Source organism: Saccharothrix luteola (assembly GCF_020859565.1).
Taxonomy (GTDB): Bacteria; Actinomycetota; Actinomycetes; order Mycobacteriales; family Pseudonocardiaceae; genus Actinosynnema; species Actinosynnema luteola.
Genome location: NZ_JAJHUO010000048.1, coordinates 49643 through 70742, shown reverse-complemented (window position 1 = coordinate 70742; position 21100 = coordinate 49643). Strand labels below are relative to the sequence as shown.

Below are 21100 nucleotides of genomic sequence, written 5' to 3'. Positions count from 1 at the left end.
ACGGGCCACCTACAACCGCCACCACGGCGTGATGCACATGCTCGCCGCACTCGACCTGACCACCGGGAAGATCCACTACCGGATCCGGCGCCGCAAACGCCACCGCGAGTTCCTCGACCTGCTCAAGACCCTGCGCGTCCGGTGGCCCGACCAGCGGCTCTACCTGGTCATGGACAACTTCTCCCCGCACCGGCACCCCGACGTCCGCGACTGGGCCGCGGACAACGACGCCGAGTTGGTGTTCCTGCCGACCTACTCCAGTTGGCTGAACTGGATCGAGGCCGAGTTCGCCGCCCTGCGCTACTTCCCCCTCAACGGCACCGACCACCACAGCCACGCCGAACAGAACGCCGCCATCGCCTCGTTCATCCGCTGACGCAACGCCCACGCCCGCCCCAAGACCGGCTTCGCCACCGACTCACCCATCCGCACCTGGACCGATTACCCGACCAAGGCTGCGTGACAAGCCACTAGATCGACAACTACCGGGTCGACCACGAGCCGGGACGCGATCACCGCCTCCCGGCTCGTGTCAACCGGATCGCGCGATCAGATCGTCTAAGGGTGGGAGGTGCCATGCGCGCAGACGCGAAGACCCGGGACGAGGTGATCGAGTTCATCGTGACGCGATCGGAGTCGTTATTGCGGTCGGCCTGGTTGTTGACCGGCGACCGGCACAAGGCCGAAGACCTGTTGCAGACCGTTCTTGCCGAGCTGTGGGTGCGGTGCGGGCGCGGCGGCGGGATCGACAGCGTGGATGCCTACGTCAGACGGATGCTCTACACGACCTACCTGACGTGGTGGCGCCGACGGTGGCGGTTCGAGGTGCCGACCCGGGATGCCCCCGATCGCGGTCACCGTGAGGACTTGGCCGACGACGTGTCGCGGCGAACGGTGGTAGAGCACGGGCTGGCGAAGTTGAGTAGGCGCCAGCGAGCGGTGCTTGTGCTGCGGTTCTTTGAGGACCGGTCGGTGGAAGCCACCGCCGCCCTGCTGGGATGCTCGCCCGGTGCGGTGAAGACGCACACCAGCCGCGCCTTGGCCGTGCTGCGCGAGGACGACAGCCTCCGTGACCTGAACCGGCGAGGAGGCGGGCAGTGAACGAGAACGACGTCCGGAACCTGCTGTCCGACGTGGTACCAGACCTGTCCGATGAGATGGACCGAGTGGCGCAGGTGCGGCGTCGAGCCGACCGCCTGCACCGTCGGCGGCGCACCGTCGCGGTCGGAGCGGCCGCGGTGGTCGTCCTCGCGGTCGCGGGCTTTCTTCCGACCTGGCTACGCGGTGAGCCTGTCGAGCCGTTCATCGCAGCGGCGGGACCGTCGCCGAATTGCCCCCAGTACGCCGACCTCGTCCCGAAACTGGGGCAGGGCGCAGAAGGGCCTGTCGTGCCCGAAGGAGCGATCCGGGCGACACTGTGTACATACCGTCTGGACACCGGGACGACAGGTGCCTGGCACAGTCAGGCGGCCACGATCGACCGGGATGTCTCCGGGGTCGTCACCATCCTGAACGCGTTGCCGGACTATGCGACGTTCGTCGCCGAACACCCTGAGGCTGTGGACGCGGGGTGCACGATGTCGCTTAGGCCCCAGTACCGACTGCTGTTCGAGTACCCCGACGGAACCGAGCGGACGGTGCTCTTCGCGATGAACTGTGGGACCGTCGAAAGCGGCGACATCGTGCGCTACGGCGAGAACACCAAAGTCCTCGACGAATTCGCCGAGCGCTACCGCTCCCAGGACGGCGACATCCCAGCCCCACCGTGGAAGTGGTGAACCCTGAGAGGTGTCAGAAGTCGGTCTCGCAGCCCTGACCTGGGAGTTGGACCGCCGCAGCTTCAGCTGTCGATCAAGCGGTGTCGATGGTGCAGCCGTTGCGACTACGGCCGTATGGCCCCAACGGGACCTTTGCCACTTGATTCGCGCACAGGCGGGTCCATCCCGTAATCGGCTCTGGCGCACTTCCGGTGGTGGTGCGGTGGGTCCCCAGCAGGGGGCAGGTTGGTGTTGTCATGATCGTTTGTGGCTCAGATGGCGAAGCTGGTCGGTGTGGTGTTCTCGGGGCTTGCGGCGCTGTCGGTCGAGGGGGTCGAGGACGCCGGCGATGTGATCGTGGTGCGGGCATCGACCAGGGGCGACGAGGTGGAGTGTCCTTCGTGCGGGACGCCGACGTCCCGGGTTCATGCCTTCCATGAGCGGATTCCCGCGGATGTGCCGGTCGACGGACGTCGGGTGCTGGTGAGGTTGCGGATACGTCGGATGCGTCGTCCTGTCACGGAATGTGTGCGCCGGACGTTCCGGGAGCAGGTGCCGGGGTTGATCGAGCGATACCGGCGACGCACCGTCCGGCTCGATGAACAGGTCCGCGGTGTCGTGACGCCTCGGACAACCGGACATCGCGTTACAGCCACCTCGGCTGAGCCCCGACGTGCGTTATCGGGGGGAGGGTCAGTTCGCGGTCAGTCGATCCACAGGACCAGCAGTAGGTCGACCCGGCGTTGGTCTTCCAGGATCAGGTAGACGACGTCGCCTGTCCGTCGGGGCCGAAGCTCATCGCGCGCATCGGGGTGTCGGGTTTGTCCCGGTGATTGGGCTGCCCGTTCCACGGCGCGACCTCCAGCACGGCGCGCAGCTCGGCGAACGGTGCGAGGGCCTCGGCTGGGAGCGCGTCGACCTGCCGGCGCGAGGTCTCGTCGGTGGTGAGGGTGTACAAGGCGGGCCGGTCAGGCCAGTCTCAACCGGGCCTTGGTGGTGGCCAGTGGCTCGTCGGGCGGAACCTGCGCGCCGGTGAGCCTGGCCGCCGCACGGCGGTACAGGGCACGGTGCGCCTCGGCACCCTGGGCGACGGTGATGCGGGCGACCCGGCGCCAGGAGTCCAGGGTCTGGAACACCTCGGTGAGGTCGAGCGCCTCGGTGGCGCGCGCGATGACGTCGCGCCACTCCCGGTCGAACTGCTCGGCCTCTTCGGGGATGAGCGCCGCACGCACTTGGGCGGGCGTGGCGTCTGTGAACGACGGCCCGCCCCGGCCGTGCTGTGGTTCGGGTGCTGCTGCGGTCACCCGGTTATCGTAGCGGCCGGAATGGTCCGAGTGCAGACGTCGTGCCGTCACGGCCGGCTACGTGTCGGCCGGAAGGCTCACCCCGAATCCGGTCACGCCACCCTGCGGTCTCGTGTTGTCCACCTCGGAGCCTGTCTTCCCCCTGCTGGGGGCTCATGCTTGTTGATCAAGCCGCCGAGGACGGGTTGTCGGCGTACCGACGTGCGGCTCGGCCGGGGGATCGGTCGGTCCGGTCGTGGTGACGTGAGCTGTCGGGCTCGGCGGTGGCTGTAGTGGGAGACGTGGTCCAGCACTACTTTCAGGTGGCTTTCGTTGATGACGAGCAGTCGGTCGGTGGCGTCGCGTCTGGCGGTGCCGACGAACCGTTCAGTCGTAACGCCACGCTTCACGAGCATGCTCCTATGGTCGGTGATGCATGATCACCGCAGCCCGGTGCAGAGTATTGACACCCCACAGGGCACCTGGGGCCCGGCACGCGGTGCTCCGCGCTCGACTACGGGGTCGAGGTCGCCGGCAGCTGTGAACGGATGTCACCGAGGCACTGCAACACGATGTCCGGATGTGGGTGGTGGCGGCCACCCACATCCGGTCCGGGGGTGGTCAGGCAGCGGCGGCGGTGCAGGCGGGTGCTACGGCTGGGGCGGCCATCGCCGTGGTCGTCACGGGCGGGCCGGCGTTTGCCGGGCGGGTGCCGGAGCAGTAGTGGGACGACACCTCGCCGCCGGCGGAGTCGCCGAACGCGAACACCAGGTACGACTCGCCGACGTAGAGCGAGAGCCCGCACATCGACCCGGCGTAGTTGGTCGTTACGGTCACGGTCGCTGGCACGTCGCCCTTGTACTCCTGGTCGACCTGCACGGTGTACGCGCGCAGGTCGTCCCAGACGTAGTTGGGCTTGCCGCGCTCCAGGACGGTGGACGCGGACACGGAGCCGCTGAACACGTGATCGGCCCGTGCGTAGCGCTGTGGTTCGGTGTCATAGGGCAGACAACTGCACGCACTGGCAGTACCGGTGAGCACGGCGGCGGACAAGACGGCCGTCAGCACCACGGCACCGGTGGCGTGAGCGAGAAAACGCAAGCGCGCCAATGAAAGCTCCCCTGGTCGGGTGAACGGTGGCGGTGCTCTTCCAGCGTATCGGCCGACGCTCCGGCAGGCATTCGCCCAGTTGCCACTTCGCTGAGTCGGGTGCCGCACATCGGCGCCACCACAACCCTGTGCCGCTCGAAAGTCGTCGTCGCTGGTAGAGCGAGGGTCAGCGTGTTGAGAGCATGCCCGGGTGATCGTGTCCCTGCTGTTCGAGGTGACCCGGAAGCTGGTGTCCGTGCCGTCGGTGGTGCTGCGCAGCGAGACGACGAAGGACGCCGAACTGCTTGTGCTGCGGCACGAGAACGCCGTACTCCGCCGGCAACTCGCAGGTCGGGTCCGCTACGAGCCTGCGGACCGGTTCTGGTTCGCCGTCCTGTCCGGGTTGGTGGATCGTCGCCGGTGGCGGGACGTCTTTCCGGTCACGCCGGGCACCCTGCTCGCCTGGCACCGCAAACTCATGGCCCACAAGTGGGACTACACCGCGCGGCGACCTACCGGACGTCCACCGACACGAGTGGCCATCAAGTCGCTCGTGCTGCGGCTTGCCAGGGAGGACCCCCGGTGGGGTCATCGACGGATCCAGGGCGAACTGGCCGGTCTCGGCCACCGCATCGCCGCCTCGACGGTCTGGCTGATCCTGCACGAAGCGGGCATCGTCCCGGCACCACGCCACACCGGACCCACCTGGCGACAGTTCCTCAACGCCCAGGCCCAGGGCATCATCGCGGCGGATTTCCTCCACCTCGACACCGTGCTCGGCAGGCGCCTCTACGCGCTGGTGTTCATCGAACACGGCACCAGGCGCCTGCACATCACCGGCGTCACCTCTCACCCGACCCGGGAGTGGACGACGCAGCAGGCCAGGAACCTCGCCGCCGACCTCGGGCAACGAATGGAGTCCCTGCGCTTCCTGCTCCGCGACCGCGACGGCAAGGACGGCCAGACCTTCGACACCGTCTTCCAGGCCGACGATCTCCAGGTGATCAAGAGCGCGCCACAGGCGCCGCGGATGAACGCCCACTTGCAAACGGGTCGTCGGCACGCTCCGACGCGAAGTCCTCGACCACATCCTGATCACCAGTGAGAGCCACGCCCGGCCTGTCCTCGAGACCTACGAAGACCACTACAACCGGCACCGACCCCACCAAGCCCGCGACCAACTACCACCTGGGGGTGCCAGAACTCTGCAACGGGTCGCCGACCTGCGGCGATCGCGCATCACCGACCACAAGAGAATCATCGTGAGGCGTGGCGTTACGATTGCTGTACCTGATCTTCGTCCGGCTCGTCGGCCGGTTGGTCCTGCTCGGCCGGTCCACTGCGGCCAAGGACGTCGAACTGGTGGTGCTGCGGCACGAGGTCGCCGTGCTGCGCCGGGCCACTCCCCGTCCGCGGTTGGACTGGGCCGATCGCGCGGTGCTCGCCGCGCTGGTGCGCCGACTCCCCCGTCCGTTGCGCGGACACCGACCGGTGACACCGAGCACCGTCCTGCGATGGCATCGGCGCCTGGTCGCGCGGAAGTGGACCTACCCGAACCGGGCGCCCGCCGGTCGACGAGGCCATCGTGGCGTTGATCGAGCGGATGGCGCGGGAGAACACCGGCCGGGGCTACCGCCGGATCCAGGGCGAGCTGCTCACGCCCGGCCACCGGGTAGCCGCGTCGACAATCCGCCGCGTGCTCAGGCGTCAGCGGATACCGCCCGCGCCGATCCGGAACACCGACACCTCCTGGCAGCGGTTCCTCCATGCTCAGTCCGCAAGCATGTTGGCCTGCGACTTCCTCCACATCGACTGCGCCGTCACCCTCGAACGGGTCTACGTGGTCTTCGTGATGGAGGTCGCCACCCGCTACGTCCACATCCTCGGCACCACCACCAACCCGACGGACCCTGGACCACCCGACAAGCCCGCAACCTGCTCATGGACCTCGACGACCGGGCGAAAAGCTTCCGGTTCCTGGTTCGTGACCGGGCCGGGCAGTTCACCACCTCGTTCGACACCGCCCTCGCCGACGCTGGCGTTCAGGTCGTGAAGATCCCGCCACGGTGTCCACGAGCGAACTGCCACGCCGAGTGGTTCGTCGGCACCGTCAGACGCGAGGCCACCGACCGACTATTCGTCATCAACGAAAGCCACCTGAAGTCGGTGCCGGACCACTACGTCTCCCACTACAACCACCGCCGACCCCACCAAGCCCGACAGCTCACGCCACCACGACCGGACCGACCGATCCCCCGGCCGAGCCGCACGTCGGTACGCCGACAACCCGTCCTCGGCGGCCTGATCAACGAGTACGAACCCACGGCGGCCTAACACGCTGGTCAGAGCCACTGCGCCGACTATTGGAACCCCACAGGCCAACTCGCCCTGGATCCGCCGATGCCCCCATCGTGGGTTCTCCTCGGAGAGCCGCAGCACGAGCGGCTTGATCGCGGCTCGGGTTGGTGGGCGTCCGGTGCGTCGATGCTCGGTGTGGTCCCACTTCCGGGCCACGAGCCTGCGGTGCCACGCGAGGAGGGTGCCGGGCGTGATCGGAAAGACCTCCTGCCAACGCCGACGATCCACCAGCCCGGAGAGGGCAGCGAACCAGAACCGTCCGTGGGCTCGTAGCGGACCGGGCCCGCCAGGTGTCGTCGAAGGACTGTGTTCTCGTGCCGCAGCACGAGCAGTTCGGCCGTGCTCCGCGCGGCTTCAACCTGCATGGATAGGGTTATCGGCGGGCACAGGGCCACGCGGCCGAGGAACGCGGTGAACACGGACGCGGTGAACCGGGCGGTGAACATGGTGAACCACAACACGCCGCGCGAGGCGACCGCGGACATGACGTCGGTGACGGCACTGCTTCTTACGGGGACCCCAGTTCGTCCACACGTGGCCGCAAGACAAAAGCTGCTCCCGATCGCCCGACCGGAACTCCAAACCCGAGCGAAGTAATACCCGCCGCCAATCGACACGCCTTGTACGCGAGGCTGCTCCGAACAGGCGGAGTGGTTGCGCCGAACGGCTGTTCCGGCAGTAGGCGGATAACGGCCACCTGCGGCAGCGCGATCTATGAAACGTGACTCAGATCACTGTCAACGCAGCTGTGGGTCGCGATCCCGCGAACGACGAGCGCTTCCGTCCGGCAGTAAGGATGGCGCATCGGTGATGGCCTTGCAGATCACGTTCGTGCTGATCGCCATCGCGCTCGCGTTCGCGGTCTCCGCATCGGCGGGTTTCGGGGGGAGTCTCGTCCTCGTGCCGGCCCTGGCGCTGTTGCTGGGCACGAAGCCGGGCACCGCGTTGGCCGCCCTGCTGCTGGCGGCCAACAACGTGATGAAGGTGTGGGCGTACCGGCGCACCATCCCGGTGAAGCGGGCGCTCGTGGTGGTCGTCCTGGTGGCCGTCGGAGCGGCCCTGGGTGCGCTGCTGTTCGTCGCGGCGCCGGAGAAGGTGGTGGCGATCGCCGTCATCGGCTCCTTCGTGCTGGCCTTCGTGGTGGAGCGCTTGGACCTGACCAGGGCGAAGGTCCTGGGCACCCACTTGTTCGCGTTCGCGTCGGGGGCTTTGTCCGGCTTCAGCGGCACATCCGGTCCCTTGAAAGGCCTGGCGATCCGCAACCTGCCCCTGGACAGGCTGCACATGGTCGGCGCCCTGTCGCTGGCGTCCCTGGTCGGGGACGTGACCAAGACGGTCATCTGGACCGGGGCAAATCTGATCCCACCCGGCGGCTACCTCCTGACTGCCGCCGCGGTCCCCCTGATGGTCGGCGCGACGCTCCTGGGCCGGCGCTTCAACACCCGCATCGGAGAACGCGGTTACACCTACCTGTTCTGGACCGTGATGACTGGCTACACGGCCCGCTTGATCGCGGGCCTGTGAATTCCCGCACCGCCGACGAGTTGTTCCCCGTGGAGGAGAAATGGATCGAGATCGCCAGGAGCCCCGCGTCCCGGAGTACGGTCACCGCAACCGCAAACTCGAATGGCGCACCGAGTGGTTCCACCTCGGCCGGTCCCGGAACGACGAGGTGCTCGGCGCGACCCTGGAGCGGGCACTGCGCGAGAAGCGGGCGCTGATCGAGAAGCAGCGCGACCGCACCGACCACATGGCGGCCTACGGCCCGGCTGGCGCCGGGACGCCGTGGTACTCGATCGGACCGCGCAACATCAACGGCCGGGTCAAGTCGATCGCGGTGCACCCGACCGACCCCGACATCGTGTACGCGGCTGCGGCCTCGGGCGGTGTGTGGAAGACCACCGACGCTGGCCAGTCTTGGCGCCCGCTGTGGGACACCCAGGAGTCGCTGACGTTCGGGAGCATCGCGATAGCGCCGAGCGAGCCGGACACGATCTACGCGGGCACGGGTGAGTGGACACCGAACTGGGGCCCGTCGTACCCCGGTTCCGGGATGTACGTCTCGAATGACGCCGGTGCGTCCTGGGTGCGGCACACCTCGCTGGTCACCCGGCGGGTGTCGAAGGTGGCGGTCTCCCCGGTCGACGCGTCGACCGTCCTGGCGGCGGGCAACAGCGGGCTGGAGCGCTCCACCGACGGCGGCGTCGGCTGGGACACCGTGCTGGCCGGGCTGATAGCCGACGTCGTCTTCGACCCCAATGACGGGAACATCTGCTACGCGAGCCGCGACGACGACGGCATCTACCGCAGCACGGATGCCGGTGTCAGCTGGGACCTGCTCCCGGCCGGGCCGACCGGTGCGGCCGCCAACTGGGCGAAGCTGGCCATCGGGACGGCGGGCGCGCACGGGTCCGAGTTCCTCGCCGTCAAGAGCGTCGGCACCGTGCACCTGTCGACCGACGCCGGCCTCACCTGGAGCACGGTCGCGGGCAGCCACGGCGTGGGCTGGACCGGGTGGTGCGACATGATCGCGGTCGCCCCGGACGACGAGGACGTGATCGTGGTCGGCGGGAAGGCGTCCTCCGTCGAACTGACCACGGACGGCGGCGTCATGTGGTCGGCGATCGGCGGACTGCACGCCGACCACCACGTCGCGGTGTTCGCCCCGAGCAACCCGGACATCGTGTACGAGTGCAACGACGGCGGCGTGTACCGCTCGTCGGACAAGTGCGCCAGTTTCAAGAAGGTCAGCGACGGCCTCGTGGTCACCCAGTTCTACGACGTGAATGCCTGGGACCCGCTGTCCAACGTGATCGGCGGCGGCACGCAGGACAACGGGACCAACATGACCACCGGCGGCCTGACCTGGAGGCCGATCAAGGGCAATGACGGCGGCTACTTCATGGTCCACCACACCGATCCGCGGACCATGTACGCCGAGCACCAGAACACCCAGATATTCAAGTCCACCGACGGCGGGAACTCGTGGGTGTCGAAGGTCGGCGGCCTGTCCGACGGCACGCCGTGGACCGGCGTGATGGAGATGGATCCCGTCGATCCGGACAAGGTCTACTGCGGCACCACTCGGGTGTTCCGCAACACCGACGGTCTCGTCACCGACTGGGTCAGCTCCAGCCAGATCCTGGCCGGCACCGTGTCGTCGATCTCGGTCGCGAGATCCGACACCGACCGGGTTTACGCCGCCGGGGGCACGCACGTCTACCGCAGCGACGACGCCGGTGTCACCAACCCGTGGGCGGACAAGACCGCGGCGCCGCTGCCGGCCCGGGTGATCAAGGACCTCGCAGTCGACCGCACGGATGCGGACCGCCTGGTGCTCTGTTGCGGTGGGACCGGGACCGGGCACGTCTTCCTGAGCCTCGACGGCGGCGACTCCTGGAGCGACATCAGCGGCAACCTGCCCGACGTGCCCTGCAATGCCGTTGCATTGGACCCCAACGACGACAACACCGCGTACGTCGGCACCGACGTCGGTGTGTACCGCACCCAGGACGGCGGCACGACCTGGGAGGCGTTCGACAACGGTCTGCCCAACGTGATCATCGCCGACCTGCACGTGGACGCGGAGGACAACGCGCTCTACGCCGCCACGTTCGGACGCGGCATGTACAAGGTGGGCATCGCGCCGGGTGCGTCCGAACCGCCGGTAGACCTCTACCTGCGGGACAGCCTGCTGGACACGGGCGAGCGGTTCCCATCGCCGACCGGCATCCCGAACCCGAACGACACCGCCGACACCGTCCGCTACTGGGAGAGTCCGGACATCAAGGTCGACGTGACCCCGTTCTTCAACCAGGACGCGTTGTTCGACGGAGTCGAGTTCGACCTCCAACTGCCCCACCAAGACCCGATCCGCACCGAGGTCAACCGGATCCACCTGCAGGTGCACAACCGCGGCTGGACCACCGCATCCGATGTCCGGGTGCGGGCGTTCTTCGCCAGTGCGGCCAGCGGCCTGCCGTCGCTGCCCAACCCGCTGACGCCACCGGACTTCGACCTGTCCTCGACGGTGGACTGGCAACCGATCGGACCCGCGAAGACCATCGCGGTGCTGGAACCCAACCGTCCGGTGATCGTGTCCTGGGACTGGCAGATCCCGGCCGGCGCCACCACCCACAGCTGCCTGCTCGCCGTGGTGTCCAACCCGGACGACCCGATCACGACCGCGGAGACCAACGCCGACGCCCTCGTCCGCAACGAGAAGCGGGTATGCCTGAAGAACCTGCACGTGATCAGCGCGGCGGGCCCCCGACCGGATCAGTACCTGCTCCCGATCCAGTTCCACAACGCACTCCGCGACCACACGACGCTCGACATCGTGATCGACCCCGACGACTTCGTCGAAGGCACGATCGGGCTGCTGCTGGAACCGGTGGTCCTGGACGAGAGGGCGCTCAAGGACGTCACCATCTACCGCGCACGGCCAGGCGAGTACCTCGGCGAGTGGTACCAGCGGCCAGGTGACGACCCTTGGCCGGGCCGCGACGACTACCTCCACCAGCTCGACCAGGAACGCATCTTCGAGTTCAGCTCCACCAAGCGCGCAGAGATCCGACGCGTTCCGGTGTCACCGGGCCGTTCGATCCGCGGTCTGTTGACCGTGCGGGGCACGCACAAGACCCCGTACGGTTCACCGCAGCGGTTCAGCGTCTCGCAGCGCCAGGGTGATCGAATCGTCGGTGGCAGCACCTACGAGCTGCGGCTGCGCCGGGCGAGAGGCCTGGCCGCGGTGTCCCACATCCGCGTCACCCTCGACAGGCTCTCGCTCGAGACGCACCTGCCGGCTCAGGAGCCCATGTGGGCCAGAGTCGTATTCGACAACTCCCGTACGCACTGGACCCACATGCCCGCGCAGGGCCGCGTCGACGTCCACCTGTTCGACGGGTACGTGGCCGAGGCGGACAACATGACTGTCTCACTGCACCCCGCCGGCGAGGACGGCCTGCCCCGTGAGACCGAGACGCTCTACAGCGGACAGTTCAACCACCCACCGGAGACGTGGGTCGGTGAGCACACCGACCCCCACCTCGCACTCATGCTGCGGGTCGAATCACTGCCGCTCTGAACTCGTCCTTGCAGGTAGCCCTCTGCACTCACCATCGGAGCCCGGCCATTTCGATGTCACCGCGAGCGGATGTCGCCCATGTGCAGGCACCCGGCGTTCGACCCCGCGTGCCTGCGCCGAGTCCGGAGCCTGCGCGGTGAGCAGGCGGTCCCGGGCGTGACGGTCGGCTCAGGCGGCCCGGACCGTGGCGAGGGCGTTCGACCAGCGCACCACCTGGTCGAGCAGGTCGCCGAGTTCGGTCACCCGCTGCGGTTGTGGCGCCAGCACCATGAAGCCCTCGTAGTCGGTGTACAGCGAGTGCCACCTGGGCCCGGACGGTGGCGAGTTGCACCTCCGCGGCGATGAGCCGCCGGACGAGTCAGTGGCCTGACCCCGTCCAGGCGGTACGATGTCTGGTGGTCACCGTTGCCCGAGGGAACGTCCGCGCACCTTCAGGCAACGGTGTCAGGCCACGGATGTGTGCCGGCCCTGGAAGCGGACCAGGGGCGGGTTGCCGGTGTTGTGCTGGATTTCCAGCGGTTCGCCCACCAAGGCCACATGGTCTTCTACCGCGATTCGGCGGACTGTGCGGCAGCGCAGGCGAAGCGGGGCGTCCAGCAGGTGGGGGACGTCGTCGGTATCGGGTTCCCAGTCGGTGTCGGCGCCGAAGCGGTCCGAGCCGGTCGTGGCGAAGCGGTCCGACAGGGCGGTCTGGCCGGCGTGCAGCAGGTGGACCGCGAAGAGCGGTGCGGTGCGCAGCACCGGCCACGCCGACGCGCCCTCGCCGATCCACACCACGATCAGCGGCGGGTGCATGCTCGCGGACGTGAACGAGCTGACGGTCACGCCCACCGGGCCGTCCGGGCCGGTCGCGGTGACGATGCCGACCCCTTGCGGGAAGTCGCGGAGTGCGGTGCGCAGGTCTGTCATCGGGTCGCCCCCACCGGAGTGGTGAACCACCCGGCTTCGGTCAGCCGGTCGCCCAGCGTTCCGATCAGCTGTTCCTGGTCCTCGGACAGCAGGGCCTCGTTGGCGAACACACCCGGGCCGGCACCGAGGCGCCCAGCTCCGCGAGCAGCGGCTTCAGGTGCAGTTCCACGGCCAACGCGTGCTTGTCGGCCGCCGCGACGAGCAGCGGCACGGCGGTCTTGCCGCGCAACCAGCTACCGGGAGCCTGGTCGAGGATCGCCTTGAGCAGACCGGTGTACGTCGCCTTGTACGTCGGTGACGCCACCGCCAGCACATCGGCCGTCGAGAGCCGGTCCAACGCCTCCCGCACGGCCGTCGAACCCGGCTCGAACACCGAAGGCGCGAGGACCGCCGCGTCCACCAGCGGTCTGTCGGGGGCCACCTCCACCCCCCTGCACGCTCACAGCGTGGCGGACCGCCTCGCGCAGGGCGAGCGCCGCGTTCAACGTGCGGGACGCCGGACGGGGATTGCCGACCAGGACGCCGATAACGAGTGGCTGGGACATGAACCCGAGCATTCCAACGTCATCGGCGCTCCTCAAGGTCGTCCACCCTGCGGGATTCCCGCTGTACTACGCGACGGCCGCCCTCAACCCAGCAGCGCCCAGAACCGGGTGATGCCGAACCGGGCGACGCGACGGCCGAGGTCGGCACCCGCCTGTCGTCGGCGCGGGTGTGTTGTGCAGCGGTGTCCACTATGGATTTGGATCGACGCCGTCGGCTGCCACACCTCCGGCGCCGGTGCCGGCAGCGCGAACGGCGCGTTCACGGAAATCGGGTCGAGGCCGTCGCCGTGGCGTTCGGCCACCTGTGGGGTTCCAGAATTTAGCCACACTGTCTGACCTGGGCGTTAGGCTGCTGTGGGTTCGTACTCGTTGATCAGGTCGCCGAGGACTGGTCGGCGGCGTATGGAAGGCCGTCCCAGGAAACAGCTTGGCCGGCTCTCTGCCCTTGGGAGTGGAGAAGATCAGTATCGTCTCCCCCATGGTGAGCCCCGCGAGCTGGAACCAGATGTTGCTGGGGATGATGGACGGCCTGGTCGGTGAGAACGTGGACCTCGAACCGGCGAGGATCGCGTTCGAGGCGACGCGTGGAGACTTCGCCGCCAGGTTCGCCGCCGCCGTCCAGGTGATGATCGCCCGACTGGCCAAGCCCGAGGTGGTCATCGACATCCCCGAGCACCCCGAGCAGCTTTCCAAGAACGCTCTTGAAGCGTTGGTGCGGCCTGCCGTGGTCGGGTTTCTGGGTTCGCACCCTACCAAGGGTGAACTACTGATACCCGAATTGAGTCCTGCTCGGTTTCACTGCGACGAAGTGGCTCGAATGTGCCCGACGAGTTTGAGGAGCGTCGCGCTGAGGATGGCCTAGCGGCGATCCGACGGCGTGCCGCCTGAAGTCGCGGTACCTGAGCTGTGGTTTTCGACAAGTGCCCGCTGTGCCCTTACCGGGTGCTGTACCGGTCACACACGCGGACTGCTGCTGAGCACGTCGCTGCGTGCGGACTCGGTTCCCAGTGCGATGATCATGCGGACCTCGGGTGGCCCCAGTGGTCCCCACTCGGTACGGCGGACGGCGTCGTTGATGTGGCCGAAGGTGCTGGTGTGCCAGTTCGGCGCGGTGGTGGCGAAGATCAGGCGGTCGGCGTCTAGTGCGTTGACCACATCGGTTCGCCGGGTTGGTCAGGCCGCTTGAGGGCGTGGTCGGCCCCAGCGTTGGTGGCGTTCGCTGCGGATGCGGGCTCGTTCGCGGCGTTGGGCGTCGAGGATGTCGGGGTGGCGGGCGTTGGCGTTTCGCCAGCGCAGGTGTTCTTGGAGCCGTCTGGCCAGGACGGTGTGGTTGGGGTGGTTCGAGTTGGCGATGACGAAGGTGCGCAGCGGTCCGAACTGCGGCTCGATGGGATTGGCCCAGGAGGCGTAGGTCGGGGTCAGGCAGATCTCGACGTTGTTGTCGGCGGCCCACGTGAGGATCTTCGGGGTCTTGTTGGCCGACAGGTTGTCCATGATCACGTAGATCGGCGCGCCGTCCGGTCTGGCCGCCCGGATCGATTTCAGGGCGGCCAGGCTGTGGTCACCGCCTTTGCGGCGTCTGGTCACGCCCCAGAGCCGGTCGTCGCCGACGGAGTAGCAGCCGTGGAAGTAGCGGATGCCGTGCGTGCGGCGGTATGTCCCCGGCAGCCGGTCGGGCCTGGTTCTCGGTGCCCAGCCCGAGCCGTGGTGCGGGCGGATCGACAGCGGCCCGAACTGGTCGAAGGCGAAACACCGGTTCGGGAACCTGGTGAGGACCTCGTCGATGCGGTCGAGTTTGGCGTCGAAGTCCGGGTCGTTGGAGGTCTTCCAGGTGCGTGTGCGCTGGAAGCTGATCCCGTGTCGGTGCAGGATGTGGCGTAATCGTTCCCGGCCGATGCGGACCCGCCGGTCGGGGTTGCGGTGCAGGTGGGCGGCGGGTTTGCGCAGGCTCCACCGGGTGAAGGGCAGGCCCGCCCTCGCGGGACGGGCCTTGGCCGTCGCCACGACGAACGCGATGTCGTCGGGACTGATCAGGCGGGGACGGCCTCCCGCCCACCTAGGGTCCAGCGCCGCCAGGCCGCGGGCGTTGAAGTCGTGGATCACGTCCCGCACGGTGTCCGGGTCGGCCGCGACCAGCCGCGCGATCGACGGCGCCGGGGTCCCGGACGACGAGGCCAGGATGATCATCGCCCGGCGCATCCGGATCGTGCCCTGCTTGCCCCGACGCACGTAGTTCAGCAGGCGACGGCCCTCGTCCTCGGTTAATCGACGTGCTCTGACCGGCTCGGCCATCGATGCCCCTCATGCTCGGCGGCGACTACGTCACCACCGAGCATGGGATCACCACGAACCAGCGTCGGGGATCTTGTCCGGCGTGTCCCCAACCCGGTGAACATATGTGGTCAACGCACTAGCTAGGTGTGCGTGCGGGCGCTGGCGGCGCTGCGCGAGGTGCTGACCGAACCGCTGACCCGCACCGAGGTCGTCGCCCAGCTCGCCGAGGTCGGCGTGGCGCTCGACCCGACCGGGCCCGCACCCGCCCACCTGCTGGCCTACGCCGCCAACCGCGGCGTGGTGTGCGCGAGCGAGTCGCCCTACCGGCTGCTGCCCGACACCGAACCCCCGCCGCAGGGCGTGCCCGAACTGGCCCGCCGGTACCTGCGCGCCTACGGCCCCGCCACCGTCGACGACCTCGTCGCCTGGAGCGGCCTGCCCGCCGGCGTCGTGCGCGCGAGGTTCCCCGCCGACGAGCTGGTCGAGGACGGGCACGGCTGGCGGCTGCCCGACGTCGAGGTGCCCGGCGACGACCTCGACAGCACCGTGCGGCTGCTCGGCCCGTTCGACACGTTCCTGCTCGGCTACCGCGACCGCGACCTGCTGCTGGACCCCGCCCACGCGCCGCTGGTGGGGACCGCGGGCGGCGCGCCCGCACCGCACGTGGTGGTCGACGGGCGGGTCCACGGCACCAGGCGGCGGCGCGACGGGCGGATCGTGGTCGAGCAGTTCGGCCACATCCCGGTGCCCCAGCTCGACGTCGAGGTCGAGTCGGTGCGGGCCTGGAGATGAGAGGAGCCGGGTCCGCCGTATTGCGGGTACCGCCGGCGCGTCCTCCAGGAAAATCACCGGGTCGTCGACGCACGGGATGGGGGCGGATGGGAGGACCGGAACAGTTCGCAGGCACCACCAGGAACGTCATGAGCGGCACAGCCCGGGACCTGGTGCAGGCTCGCGACATCAACATCGACGTGCACCTCACCCCGGGCTACGCAGTGGACTTCCCCGTGGCCGCCCCGGTGTCCGCACCGTTGACAGCGCCGCTGGTCGTGCCCCAGCGCCGGGTGTCCCCCGCCCGGCTGCACGGCCGCGACCAGGTGGTGTCGGCGCTGACCGGTGCGGTGCTCACGCGTGCGAGCGGCGCGGCCGCACCGGGTGCGTGGGCCTTGTGCGGCCTGGGCGGCACCGGCAAGAGCACCGTCGCCCTGGAGGTCGCCCACCAGGTGGGTCCGGCGCTCCGGCACACGTGGTGGTTGTCCGTCGCGGACCCCGCCGAACTGGCCGCCGCCCTGCGGAGCGTCGCGGTGGACGCGGGCGCGGCGCCGACCGAGTTCAACCACCTGCACCCCGCCGACGTCCTGTGGCGCCGGTTGGACGCGTTGTCCGACCCGTGGTTGCTGGTGCTCGACAACATCGACGACCCGGACGTGGTCGCCGCGGCGAAGCGCACGCTCGCCGACGGCACCGGGTGGCTGAGGCAACCGCGCACACCCCGCGGGACTGTGCTCGTCACGAGCCGTGAAACGCGCCGTGAGCGGTGGGGCGCGTGGGTGGAACTGCGGGAGGTCGAGCCGCTGTCGGCGGCAGACGGCGCGCGGGTGCTGCTCGACCTCGCACCGAACGCCGGCAGTGCCCGGGAGGCCGAGGCACTGGCCGCGGACCTCGGCGGGTTGCCACTGGCCTTGGACCTGGCGGGCTCCTACCTCGCGGCGACCGCCGACGACGTGTGGCCGGACGACGACGAGCCGACGACGTTCGCCGCCTACCGGCGGGCGTTCTCCCACCGCCTGACCGACGTGGGCACGGACGTCGCGGGGCGACCGCGCGATCCGCGACAGGCTCGCCGCGACCTCCTCACGACGTGGGAGCTGTCCCTGGACCTGCTCGCCGGTCAGGGACACGGCGTGGCGCGGCCGTTGCTGCGGTTGCTGTCCTGCTTCGCCGAGGCGAGATTGCCGCACCGCCTGGTGCTCGACCCGGACGTGCTGCGCGGCGATCCGCGGTTCGCCGCCCTGACCGCCCGCCGACTGCGGGACGCGCTGCAGGGGTTGGTGGACCTGCGGCTGGTCTCGGTCACATCCGATGACGTGGGCCGGGCGCTGTACCTGCATCCGGTCGTGCGCGCGAGCGCACGTGCCGGACGCCTCGCGGAGAACCTGCCGCTGGTCGCCGGCCTGCTGGCACGCGCGACCGCGCACCTGGTCCCCGAGGACCCCGCGACCTGGGCGCGGTGGAGCCTGCTGGCCCCGCACTGCGCGGCGATGGCGCGCCTGTCCGTCGACGCCGCGACCCAGGACGCGGACCAGGTCCGCGCCGCCCTCCAGCTGACCGTCGCGGCGGCCCGCTACCGGCTCGCGGCCGGCTTGCCCGGCGACGCAGAAGCGGTGCTACGGCCTGCGCTCGACCTCGGTACGACGCGATTCGGGTCGGCCCACCCCGAGACGCTGCGCGTGCGACGTCAACTGGCCCGGACACTGCTGGAGACCGGCCAGACCCGCAGCGCGCTCGCCGAGTACGAACGCGTCCTGGAGTCGAGCGGAGCGGTGTTCGCCCCGGACGACCCGCACGTGCTGTCCGCCCGGCGTGGACTGGGGCGCACGCTCGCGGTCGCGGGTCGGCTCGCGGAGGCGCACGAGGTGCTCGACGACCTCGTGGACACCGTGAGCGGCACCGGTCGTTCCGAGGACGACATCGACACGGTGCTGACCCGGTACGAGCGGGGGAAGCTGTTGCTCAGGCTCGGCCGGCACGACGAGGCGGAACGCGAGTTCCGGCGGCTGCTCGCGCTGGAAGGGTCGGTCGACCGGGCGATCGCGTGGTGGTGGGTGTCCGACAGCCGGTTCCACATCGCCCGTTCCCTACGCGGGCAGAGTCGACTCGCCGAGGCCGAGGCCGAGTTGCGCGACTGCGTCGAGGCGATGGCGGCCACCTTCTCCGCAGAGCACCCCCTGCTGCTGGCCGTGCGCTACGAACGGGCGCGGAACCTGCGCGACCTGGGGGACGTCGACCGGGCGGAGCACGAACTGCGCGACGTCGCCGCCATCGCGCGCGGGCGGCTCGGGGAGGAGCATCCTGCCGCTGTGGCCGTCCGGCACGAACTCGCCGCCGTCCTCCACCTGCGCGGTCGGCTCACCGAAGCCCGCGCCGAGTTCGAGGCGGTGTGGTCGACCAACGTGGTCGCTCTGGGGGAGAACCACCCCGACACGCTGATGAGCCGGCACAACCTGGCCTGCGTGCTGCTGGACCTCGGCGCGGCCGAGGACGCCGCCGCACTGTTCGACGGGGTGGTCGCGGCACGCTCTGCGGTGCTGGGCCGAGATCACCCGGACACCGGGGAGAGCGAGCGGCTCCGCGCGGCGGCGCGACGACTCGACTGCGACTCGACCACCTCGACGGAGAAGGACGGCCCCTGTTCGTGAGCGACGTGCGCCCCCAAGACCTCGACACCCTGTCCATCGAGAAGATCCGGTCGTTGGACAGGTCCGTCACCGAGCCACTCGTCCGACGCCTGCTCGAGCGCGTGGGGACCGCCGGGTCCAGCATGGGGGGCAGTGCCCCGGTCGGCGGGGGTTTCGGCTACTCATCGGTCAGCCCGCGGCACGAGGGCGTCGGACCGGGACGGGACGGGACCGACGTCAGCGGTGACCGACCGGGGACGACTCGGCCGCACCGAGTCGCGCTCAGCGGGTTGTCACTGGACGACGTGCACCGGTTGGGCGCCGGGGACGACAGCGCGTTCGCCCTGGTGAGCGCGAGCCGATGGGGTTGTCGGGTGCTGCTGCTGGACGAGGTGGTCCGACTGCTGCACGCCCACCTCGGGGCGGGCGGCCTGCTGCCACCTCCCGACGAGGCGTGGGACGAGCTGACCCGGCTCCACGACCGGGCCCGCGACGCGGTCCGGTCCACCCTGCTCTACCCGCAGGTCGGCCGATGGTTGGGTGTCCTGGTGCGCCGGCTGTCCGACACCGCCGCCGACACCGCCGCACCGCCGCTGTGGCTGGACGCGGGTCACCTGTGGAGCCTGGTCGCGGCCGCGACGGCGAAGGCCGGCCTGGACACCGACGTACCCGTGCCGGTGCGTGACGGTGCCGTGGTGCTCCCGGGAGTCGGGGTCGCCGTCTTCCCGACGACGGTCTCCGGGGCCGCCGTGTTCCGATTGGGCGCAGAGGTCCGGTTCGAGGATCTCACCGTGCGCGTGCCGGAGGAATTCACCGAGGCGACACAGGGCTGGCACCCCCTCCCCGTGCTCACCGCCCCCAGGGCCGAGGCTGCCCTGGACACCCACGACCCCTTCCGGGGTACGGACCCGGCACTGCCCCGCCGACCTCCCGCACCTGTGGCGCCGCAGGAGGTCGAGCGCTGGAACGAGCTGTGGCGCCAAGCGTGGGCGGTGCTGGTCGACAACGCGCCGGGGAAGGCCGCGGTCCTGGGGGCCGCGCTGACCGCCGTGTTGCCGTGGCAGGACCGGGGAGAAGGCGGGTTCACCAGCATGACCCGGGAAGACGCTTTCGGTGCCGTCGTGCTCGCATCTCCCGCCGATCCCGTGGCGCTGGCCGAGGTGCTGGTCCACGAGTTCCACCACACGAAGCTGTCCGGCCTGCTGGACCTGCTGGACCTGGTCGAGCCGCGGCACCGGTACGGCGGCGCGCTGTTCTATACGGCCTGGCGCGACGATCCGCGCCCGCTCCCCGGTGCCCTGCACGGCGTCTGCGCCTTCGCTGCGGTCACCGGGTTCTGGCGCGACCTGGTCCGACGGGCCCCGACCCCGCGGGCCTGCTTCGAGTTCGCCTACTGGCGGAGGCAGGCCCTGGACGTGGCGACGGTGATCCGGTCACGGACTGAACTGACCGAAGCCGGACGGGTGTTCGTCGACGGCGTCCTGTCCGCCATGGCGGACCTGGAGGACGAGGAAGTGCCCTCGGCCGTGGCCGAAAGGGCACTGGAAGCCGTCATCGACCACCGGGTTGAGTGGCGCTTGGCCCACGTGCGCCCGACCGAGGAGGTGGTGAAGGCCCTGACTGGCTCCTGGCTCGCGGGCGGACGAGCGCGCGACGCCGCGTGGTACTACTGGCCCCGGTACGCCACGGGACGCCTCGACGGAAGGCTCGGCTTCATCCGGGCGGCATGCACCGGTGCTGCCGGCGCCATGCCGACTCCAGCACAACGTGCTTACCTGGCGGGCGACCTGGCCGAGGCGCGCAGGCTGAGCCTTGACGCAATCACCGATCCCGATGAGCGGCACGGCTGGGTCGTGCTTGGCCTGGTCGCGCGGCTGGCGGGAGACGACCTCACCACGCGGGGCCTGTTGTCACGCCCCGAGCTGGTACGGGCAGTCAGCGCGGCAGTACGGCGGGAGACCGATCGCGGCGTCGAGGTGGAGGAGTTGGCGGCATGGCTGGCCGCACCTCACGGCCCCGTCCTGCCCCCGGTCCAGGTCGGCGAGCGTGAACGCCAGGTCGCTCGCTGACGAGCGGTCCGCGGGGATCGCCCCACCACCTGCACGTGGCCTGCGAACGCTCCGGCGCCGACCCCGCACTGCTGCCCCACCAGTGCGCGCAGTGTGGCGACGTCGACTTCGCCGCCGCCGCCGGCGAGACCACGGCCCACGAAGTCCGCTCCGGGCCCAGGACATCCCGCGCGCCGCCGTCGACGGCCGCGGCCGGTGCAGGAGGAACTGCTCGACGGCCAAGAGCTGCCGGCGTCACGCGCCCAGCAGCACCACGGCCCCCTGGCCGACTGGCCCGTGGGCCCCCGGGTGGCGCCCGCCGGGGCCCGACGGGTCACCACCAGGCGCCGCGC

At 69.7% G+C, this 21100-nt stretch carries 22 protein-coding genes; 14 read left to right on the top strand and 8 right to left on the bottom strand.

Annotation, left to right across the window (positions count from 1 at the left end):
- The 4 genes from LNK82_RS43940 to LNK82_RS48545 form a co-directional block, all read left to right on the top strand.
- The coding region (locus LNK82_RS43940; RefSeq protein ID WP_230572749.1) for a transposase at nt 1–376 on the top strand (376 nt) is incomplete at its 5' end.
- 200 nt (nt 377–576) lie between these two features.
- Nucleotides 577–1101, top strand: a complete 525-nt coding sequence (locus LNK82_RS43935) for a SigE family RNA polymerase sigma factor (RefSeq protein ID WP_268998081.1) — start codon at nt 577–579, stop codon at nt 1099–1101.
- The gene (locus LNK82_RS43930; protein ID WP_230572747.1) at nt 1098–1778 is read left to right on the top strand and encodes a hypothetical protein; all 681 of its coding nucleotides are present in this window, start codon (nt 1098–1100) and stop codon (nt 1776–1778) included. Before LNK82_RS43935 ends, LNK82_RS43930 begins: the two co-directional genes overlap by 4 nt.
- Before the next feature lie 255 nt (nt 1779–2033).
- The gene (locus LNK82_RS48545; RefSeq protein WP_372470810.1) at nt 2034–2522 is read left to right on the top strand and encodes a transposase family protein; all 489 of its coding nucleotides are present in this window, start codon (nt 2034–2036) and stop codon (nt 2520–2522) included.
- Here the strand turns inward: LNK82_RS48545 and LNK82_RS43925 are convergent.
- The 3 genes from LNK82_RS43925 to LNK82_RS43915 all read right to left on the bottom strand — a co-directional run bounded on the left by LNK82_RS43925 (nt 2515) and on the right by LNK82_RS43915 (nt 4141).
- On the bottom strand, nt 2515–2715 hold the full coding sequence (locus LNK82_RS43925) for a hypothetical protein (RefSeq protein ID WP_230572746.1): 201 nt from the start codon (nt 2713–2715) through the stop codon (nt 2515–2517). The genes LNK82_RS48545 and LNK82_RS43925 overlap by 8 nt on opposite strands.
- A gap of 10 nt (nt 2716–2725) precedes the next feature.
- Nucleotides 2726–3061, bottom strand: coding sequence for a DUF6247 family protein (locus LNK82_RS43920; RefSeq protein WP_230572745.1), 336 nt, complete (start codon nt 3059–3061; stop codon nt 2726–2728).
- Nucleotides 3062–3661: 600 nt separating this feature from the next.
- Entirely contained in the window at nt 3662–4141 is a 480-nt protein-coding gene (locus LNK82_RS43915) for a hypothetical protein (protein WP_230572744.1), read from the bottom strand.
- A 199-nt stretch (nt 4142–4340) separates the two neighbouring features.
- Between LNK82_RS43915 and LNK82_RS43910 the strand changes: the two genes are divergently transcribed.
- From LNK82_RS43910 to LNK82_RS43890, 6 genes are all read left to right on the top strand, one after another.
- Entirely contained in the window at nt 4341–5234 is an 894-nt protein-coding gene (locus tag LNK82_RS43910; RefSeq protein ID WP_230572743.1) for an integrase, read from the top strand.
- The gene (locus tag LNK82_RS48540; RefSeq protein WP_372470811.1) at nt 5218–5724 is read left to right on the top strand and encodes an integrase core domain-containing protein; all 507 of its coding nucleotides are present in this window, start codon (nt 5218–5220) and stop codon (nt 5722–5724) included. The genes LNK82_RS43910 and LNK82_RS48540 overlap by 17 nt, the downstream gene beginning before the upstream one ends.
- Nucleotides 5715–6182, top strand: a complete 468-nt coding sequence (locus tag LNK82_RS43905) for a hypothetical protein (RefSeq protein ID WP_230572750.1) — start codon at nt 5715–5717, stop codon at nt 6180–6182. Before LNK82_RS48540 ends, LNK82_RS43905 begins: the two co-directional genes overlap by 10 nt.
- The gene (locus LNK82_RS43900) at nt 6071–6463 is read left to right on the top strand and encodes an integrase core domain-containing protein (RefSeq protein WP_230572742.1); all 393 of its coding nucleotides are present in this window, start codon (nt 6071–6073) and stop codon (nt 6461–6463) included. The genes LNK82_RS43905 and LNK82_RS43900 overlap by 112 nt, the downstream gene beginning before the upstream one ends.
- Before the next feature lie 834 nt (nt 6464–7297).
- A complete protein-coding gene (locus LNK82_RS43895) occupies nt 7298–8011 on the top strand; it encodes a TSUP family transporter (protein WP_230572741.1) in 714 nt (237 codons plus the stop codon).
- Between the two features lie 40 nt (nt 8012–8051).
- Entirely contained in the window at nt 8052–11573 is a 3522-nt protein-coding gene (locus LNK82_RS43890; protein ID WP_230572740.1) for a WD40/YVTN/BNR-like repeat-containing protein, read from the top strand.
- A gap of 444 nt (nt 11574–12017) precedes the next feature.
- Here the strand turns inward: LNK82_RS43890 and LNK82_RS43885 are convergent, their stop codons facing one another.
- From LNK82_RS43885 to LNK82_RS43875, 3 genes are all read right to left on the bottom strand, one after another.
- A complete protein-coding gene (locus LNK82_RS43885) occupies nt 12018–12482 on the bottom strand; it encodes a flavin reductase family protein (RefSeq protein WP_230572739.1) in 465 nt (154 codons plus the stop codon).
- A gap of 64 nt (nt 12483–12546) precedes the next feature.
- Nucleotides 12547–12903: an NADPH-dependent FMN reductase gene (locus LNK82_RS43880; RefSeq protein ID WP_230572738.1), complete on the bottom strand. Its 357-nt coding sequence runs from the start codon at nt 12901–12903 to the stop codon at nt 12547–12549.
- Between the two features lie 207 nt (nt 12904–13110).
- Nucleotides 13111–13329 (bottom strand): hypothetical protein, encoded by a 219-nt coding sequence (locus LNK82_RS43875; protein ID WP_230572737.1) that lies wholly within the window; start codon nt 13327–13329, stop codon nt 13111–13113.
- Nucleotides 13330–13505: 176 nt separating this feature from the next.
- On the opposite strand from LNK82_RS43875, the gene LNK82_RS43870 reads away from it, so the two are divergent.
- Nucleotides 13506–13889, top strand: a complete 384-nt coding sequence (locus LNK82_RS43870) for a hypothetical protein (RefSeq protein ID WP_230572736.1) — start codon at nt 13506–13508, stop codon at nt 13887–13889.
- Between the two features lie 92 nt (nt 13890–13981).
- Here the strand turns inward: LNK82_RS43870 and LNK82_RS43865 are convergent, their stop codons facing one another.
- On the bottom strand, nt 13982–14182 hold the full coding sequence (locus tag LNK82_RS43865) for a hypothetical protein (protein WP_230572735.1): 201 nt from the start codon (nt 14180–14182) through the stop codon (nt 13982–13984).
- Nucleotides 14183–14200: 18 nt separating this feature from the next.
- Nucleotides 14201–15319, bottom strand: a complete 1119-nt coding sequence (locus LNK82_RS43860) for an IS630 family transposase (RefSeq protein WP_230572734.1) — start codon at nt 15317–15319, stop codon at nt 14201–14203.
- 132 nt (nt 15320–15451) lie between these two features.
- On the opposite strand from LNK82_RS43860, the gene LNK82_RS43855 reads away from it, so the two are divergent.
- From LNK82_RS43855 to LNK82_RS43845, 3 genes are all read left to right on the top strand, one after another.
- A complete protein-coding gene (locus tag LNK82_RS43855; RefSeq protein WP_230572733.1) occupies nt 15452–16093 on the top strand; it encodes a DNA glycosylase AlkZ-like family protein in 642 nt (213 codons plus the stop codon).
- Nucleotides 16094–16221: 128 nt separating this feature from the next.
- The gene (locus LNK82_RS43850; RefSeq protein ID WP_230572732.1) at nt 16222–18720 is read left to right on the top strand and encodes a tetratricopeptide repeat protein; all 2499 of its coding nucleotides are present in this window, start codon (nt 16222–16224) and stop codon (nt 18718–18720) included.
- Nucleotides 18717–20768, top strand: a complete 2052-nt coding sequence (locus LNK82_RS43845) for an HEXXH motif domain-containing protein (protein WP_230572731.1) — start codon at nt 18717–18719, stop codon at nt 20766–20768. Before LNK82_RS43850 ends, LNK82_RS43845 begins: the two co-directional genes overlap by 4 nt.
- The last annotated feature ends 332 nt before the right edge of the window (nt 20769–21100 follow it).

Coding starts and splice junctions, on each gene's coding strand:
- LNK82_RS43935 (WP_268998081.1), top strand. CDS start 577: ATGCGCGCAGACGCGAAGACCCGGGACGAGGTGATCGAGTTCATCGTG.
- LNK82_RS48545 (WP_372470810.1), top strand. CDS start 2,034: ATGGCGAAGCTGGTCGGTGTGGTGTTCTCGGGGCTTGCGGCGCTGTCG.
- LNK82_RS43900 (WP_230572742.1), top strand. CDS start 6,071: ATGGACCTCGACGACCGGGCGAAAAGCTTCCGGTTCCTGGTTCGTGAC.
- LNK82_RS43895 (WP_230572741.1), top strand. CDS start 7,298: ATGGCCTTGCAGATCACGTTCGTGCTGATCGCCATCGCGCTCGCGTTC.
- LNK82_RS43890 (WP_230572740.1), top strand. CDS start 8,052: ATGGATCGAGATCGCCAGGAGCCCCGCGTCCCGGAGTACGGTCACCGC.
- LNK82_RS43885 (WP_230572739.1), bottom strand. CDS start 12,482: ATGACAGACCTGCGCACCGCACTCCGCGACTTCCCGCAAGGGGTCGGC.
- LNK82_RS43870 (WP_230572736.1), top strand. CDS start 13,506: ATGGTGAGCCCCGCGAGCTGGAACCAGATGTTGCTGGGGATGATGGAC.
- LNK82_RS43860 (WP_230572734.1), bottom strand. CDS start 15,319: ATGGCCGAGCCGGTCAGAGCACGTCGATTAACCGAGGACGAGGGCCGT.
- LNK82_RS43850 (WP_230572732.1), top strand. CDS start 16,222: ATGAGCGGCACAGCCCGGGACCTGGTGCAGGCTCGCGACATCAACATC.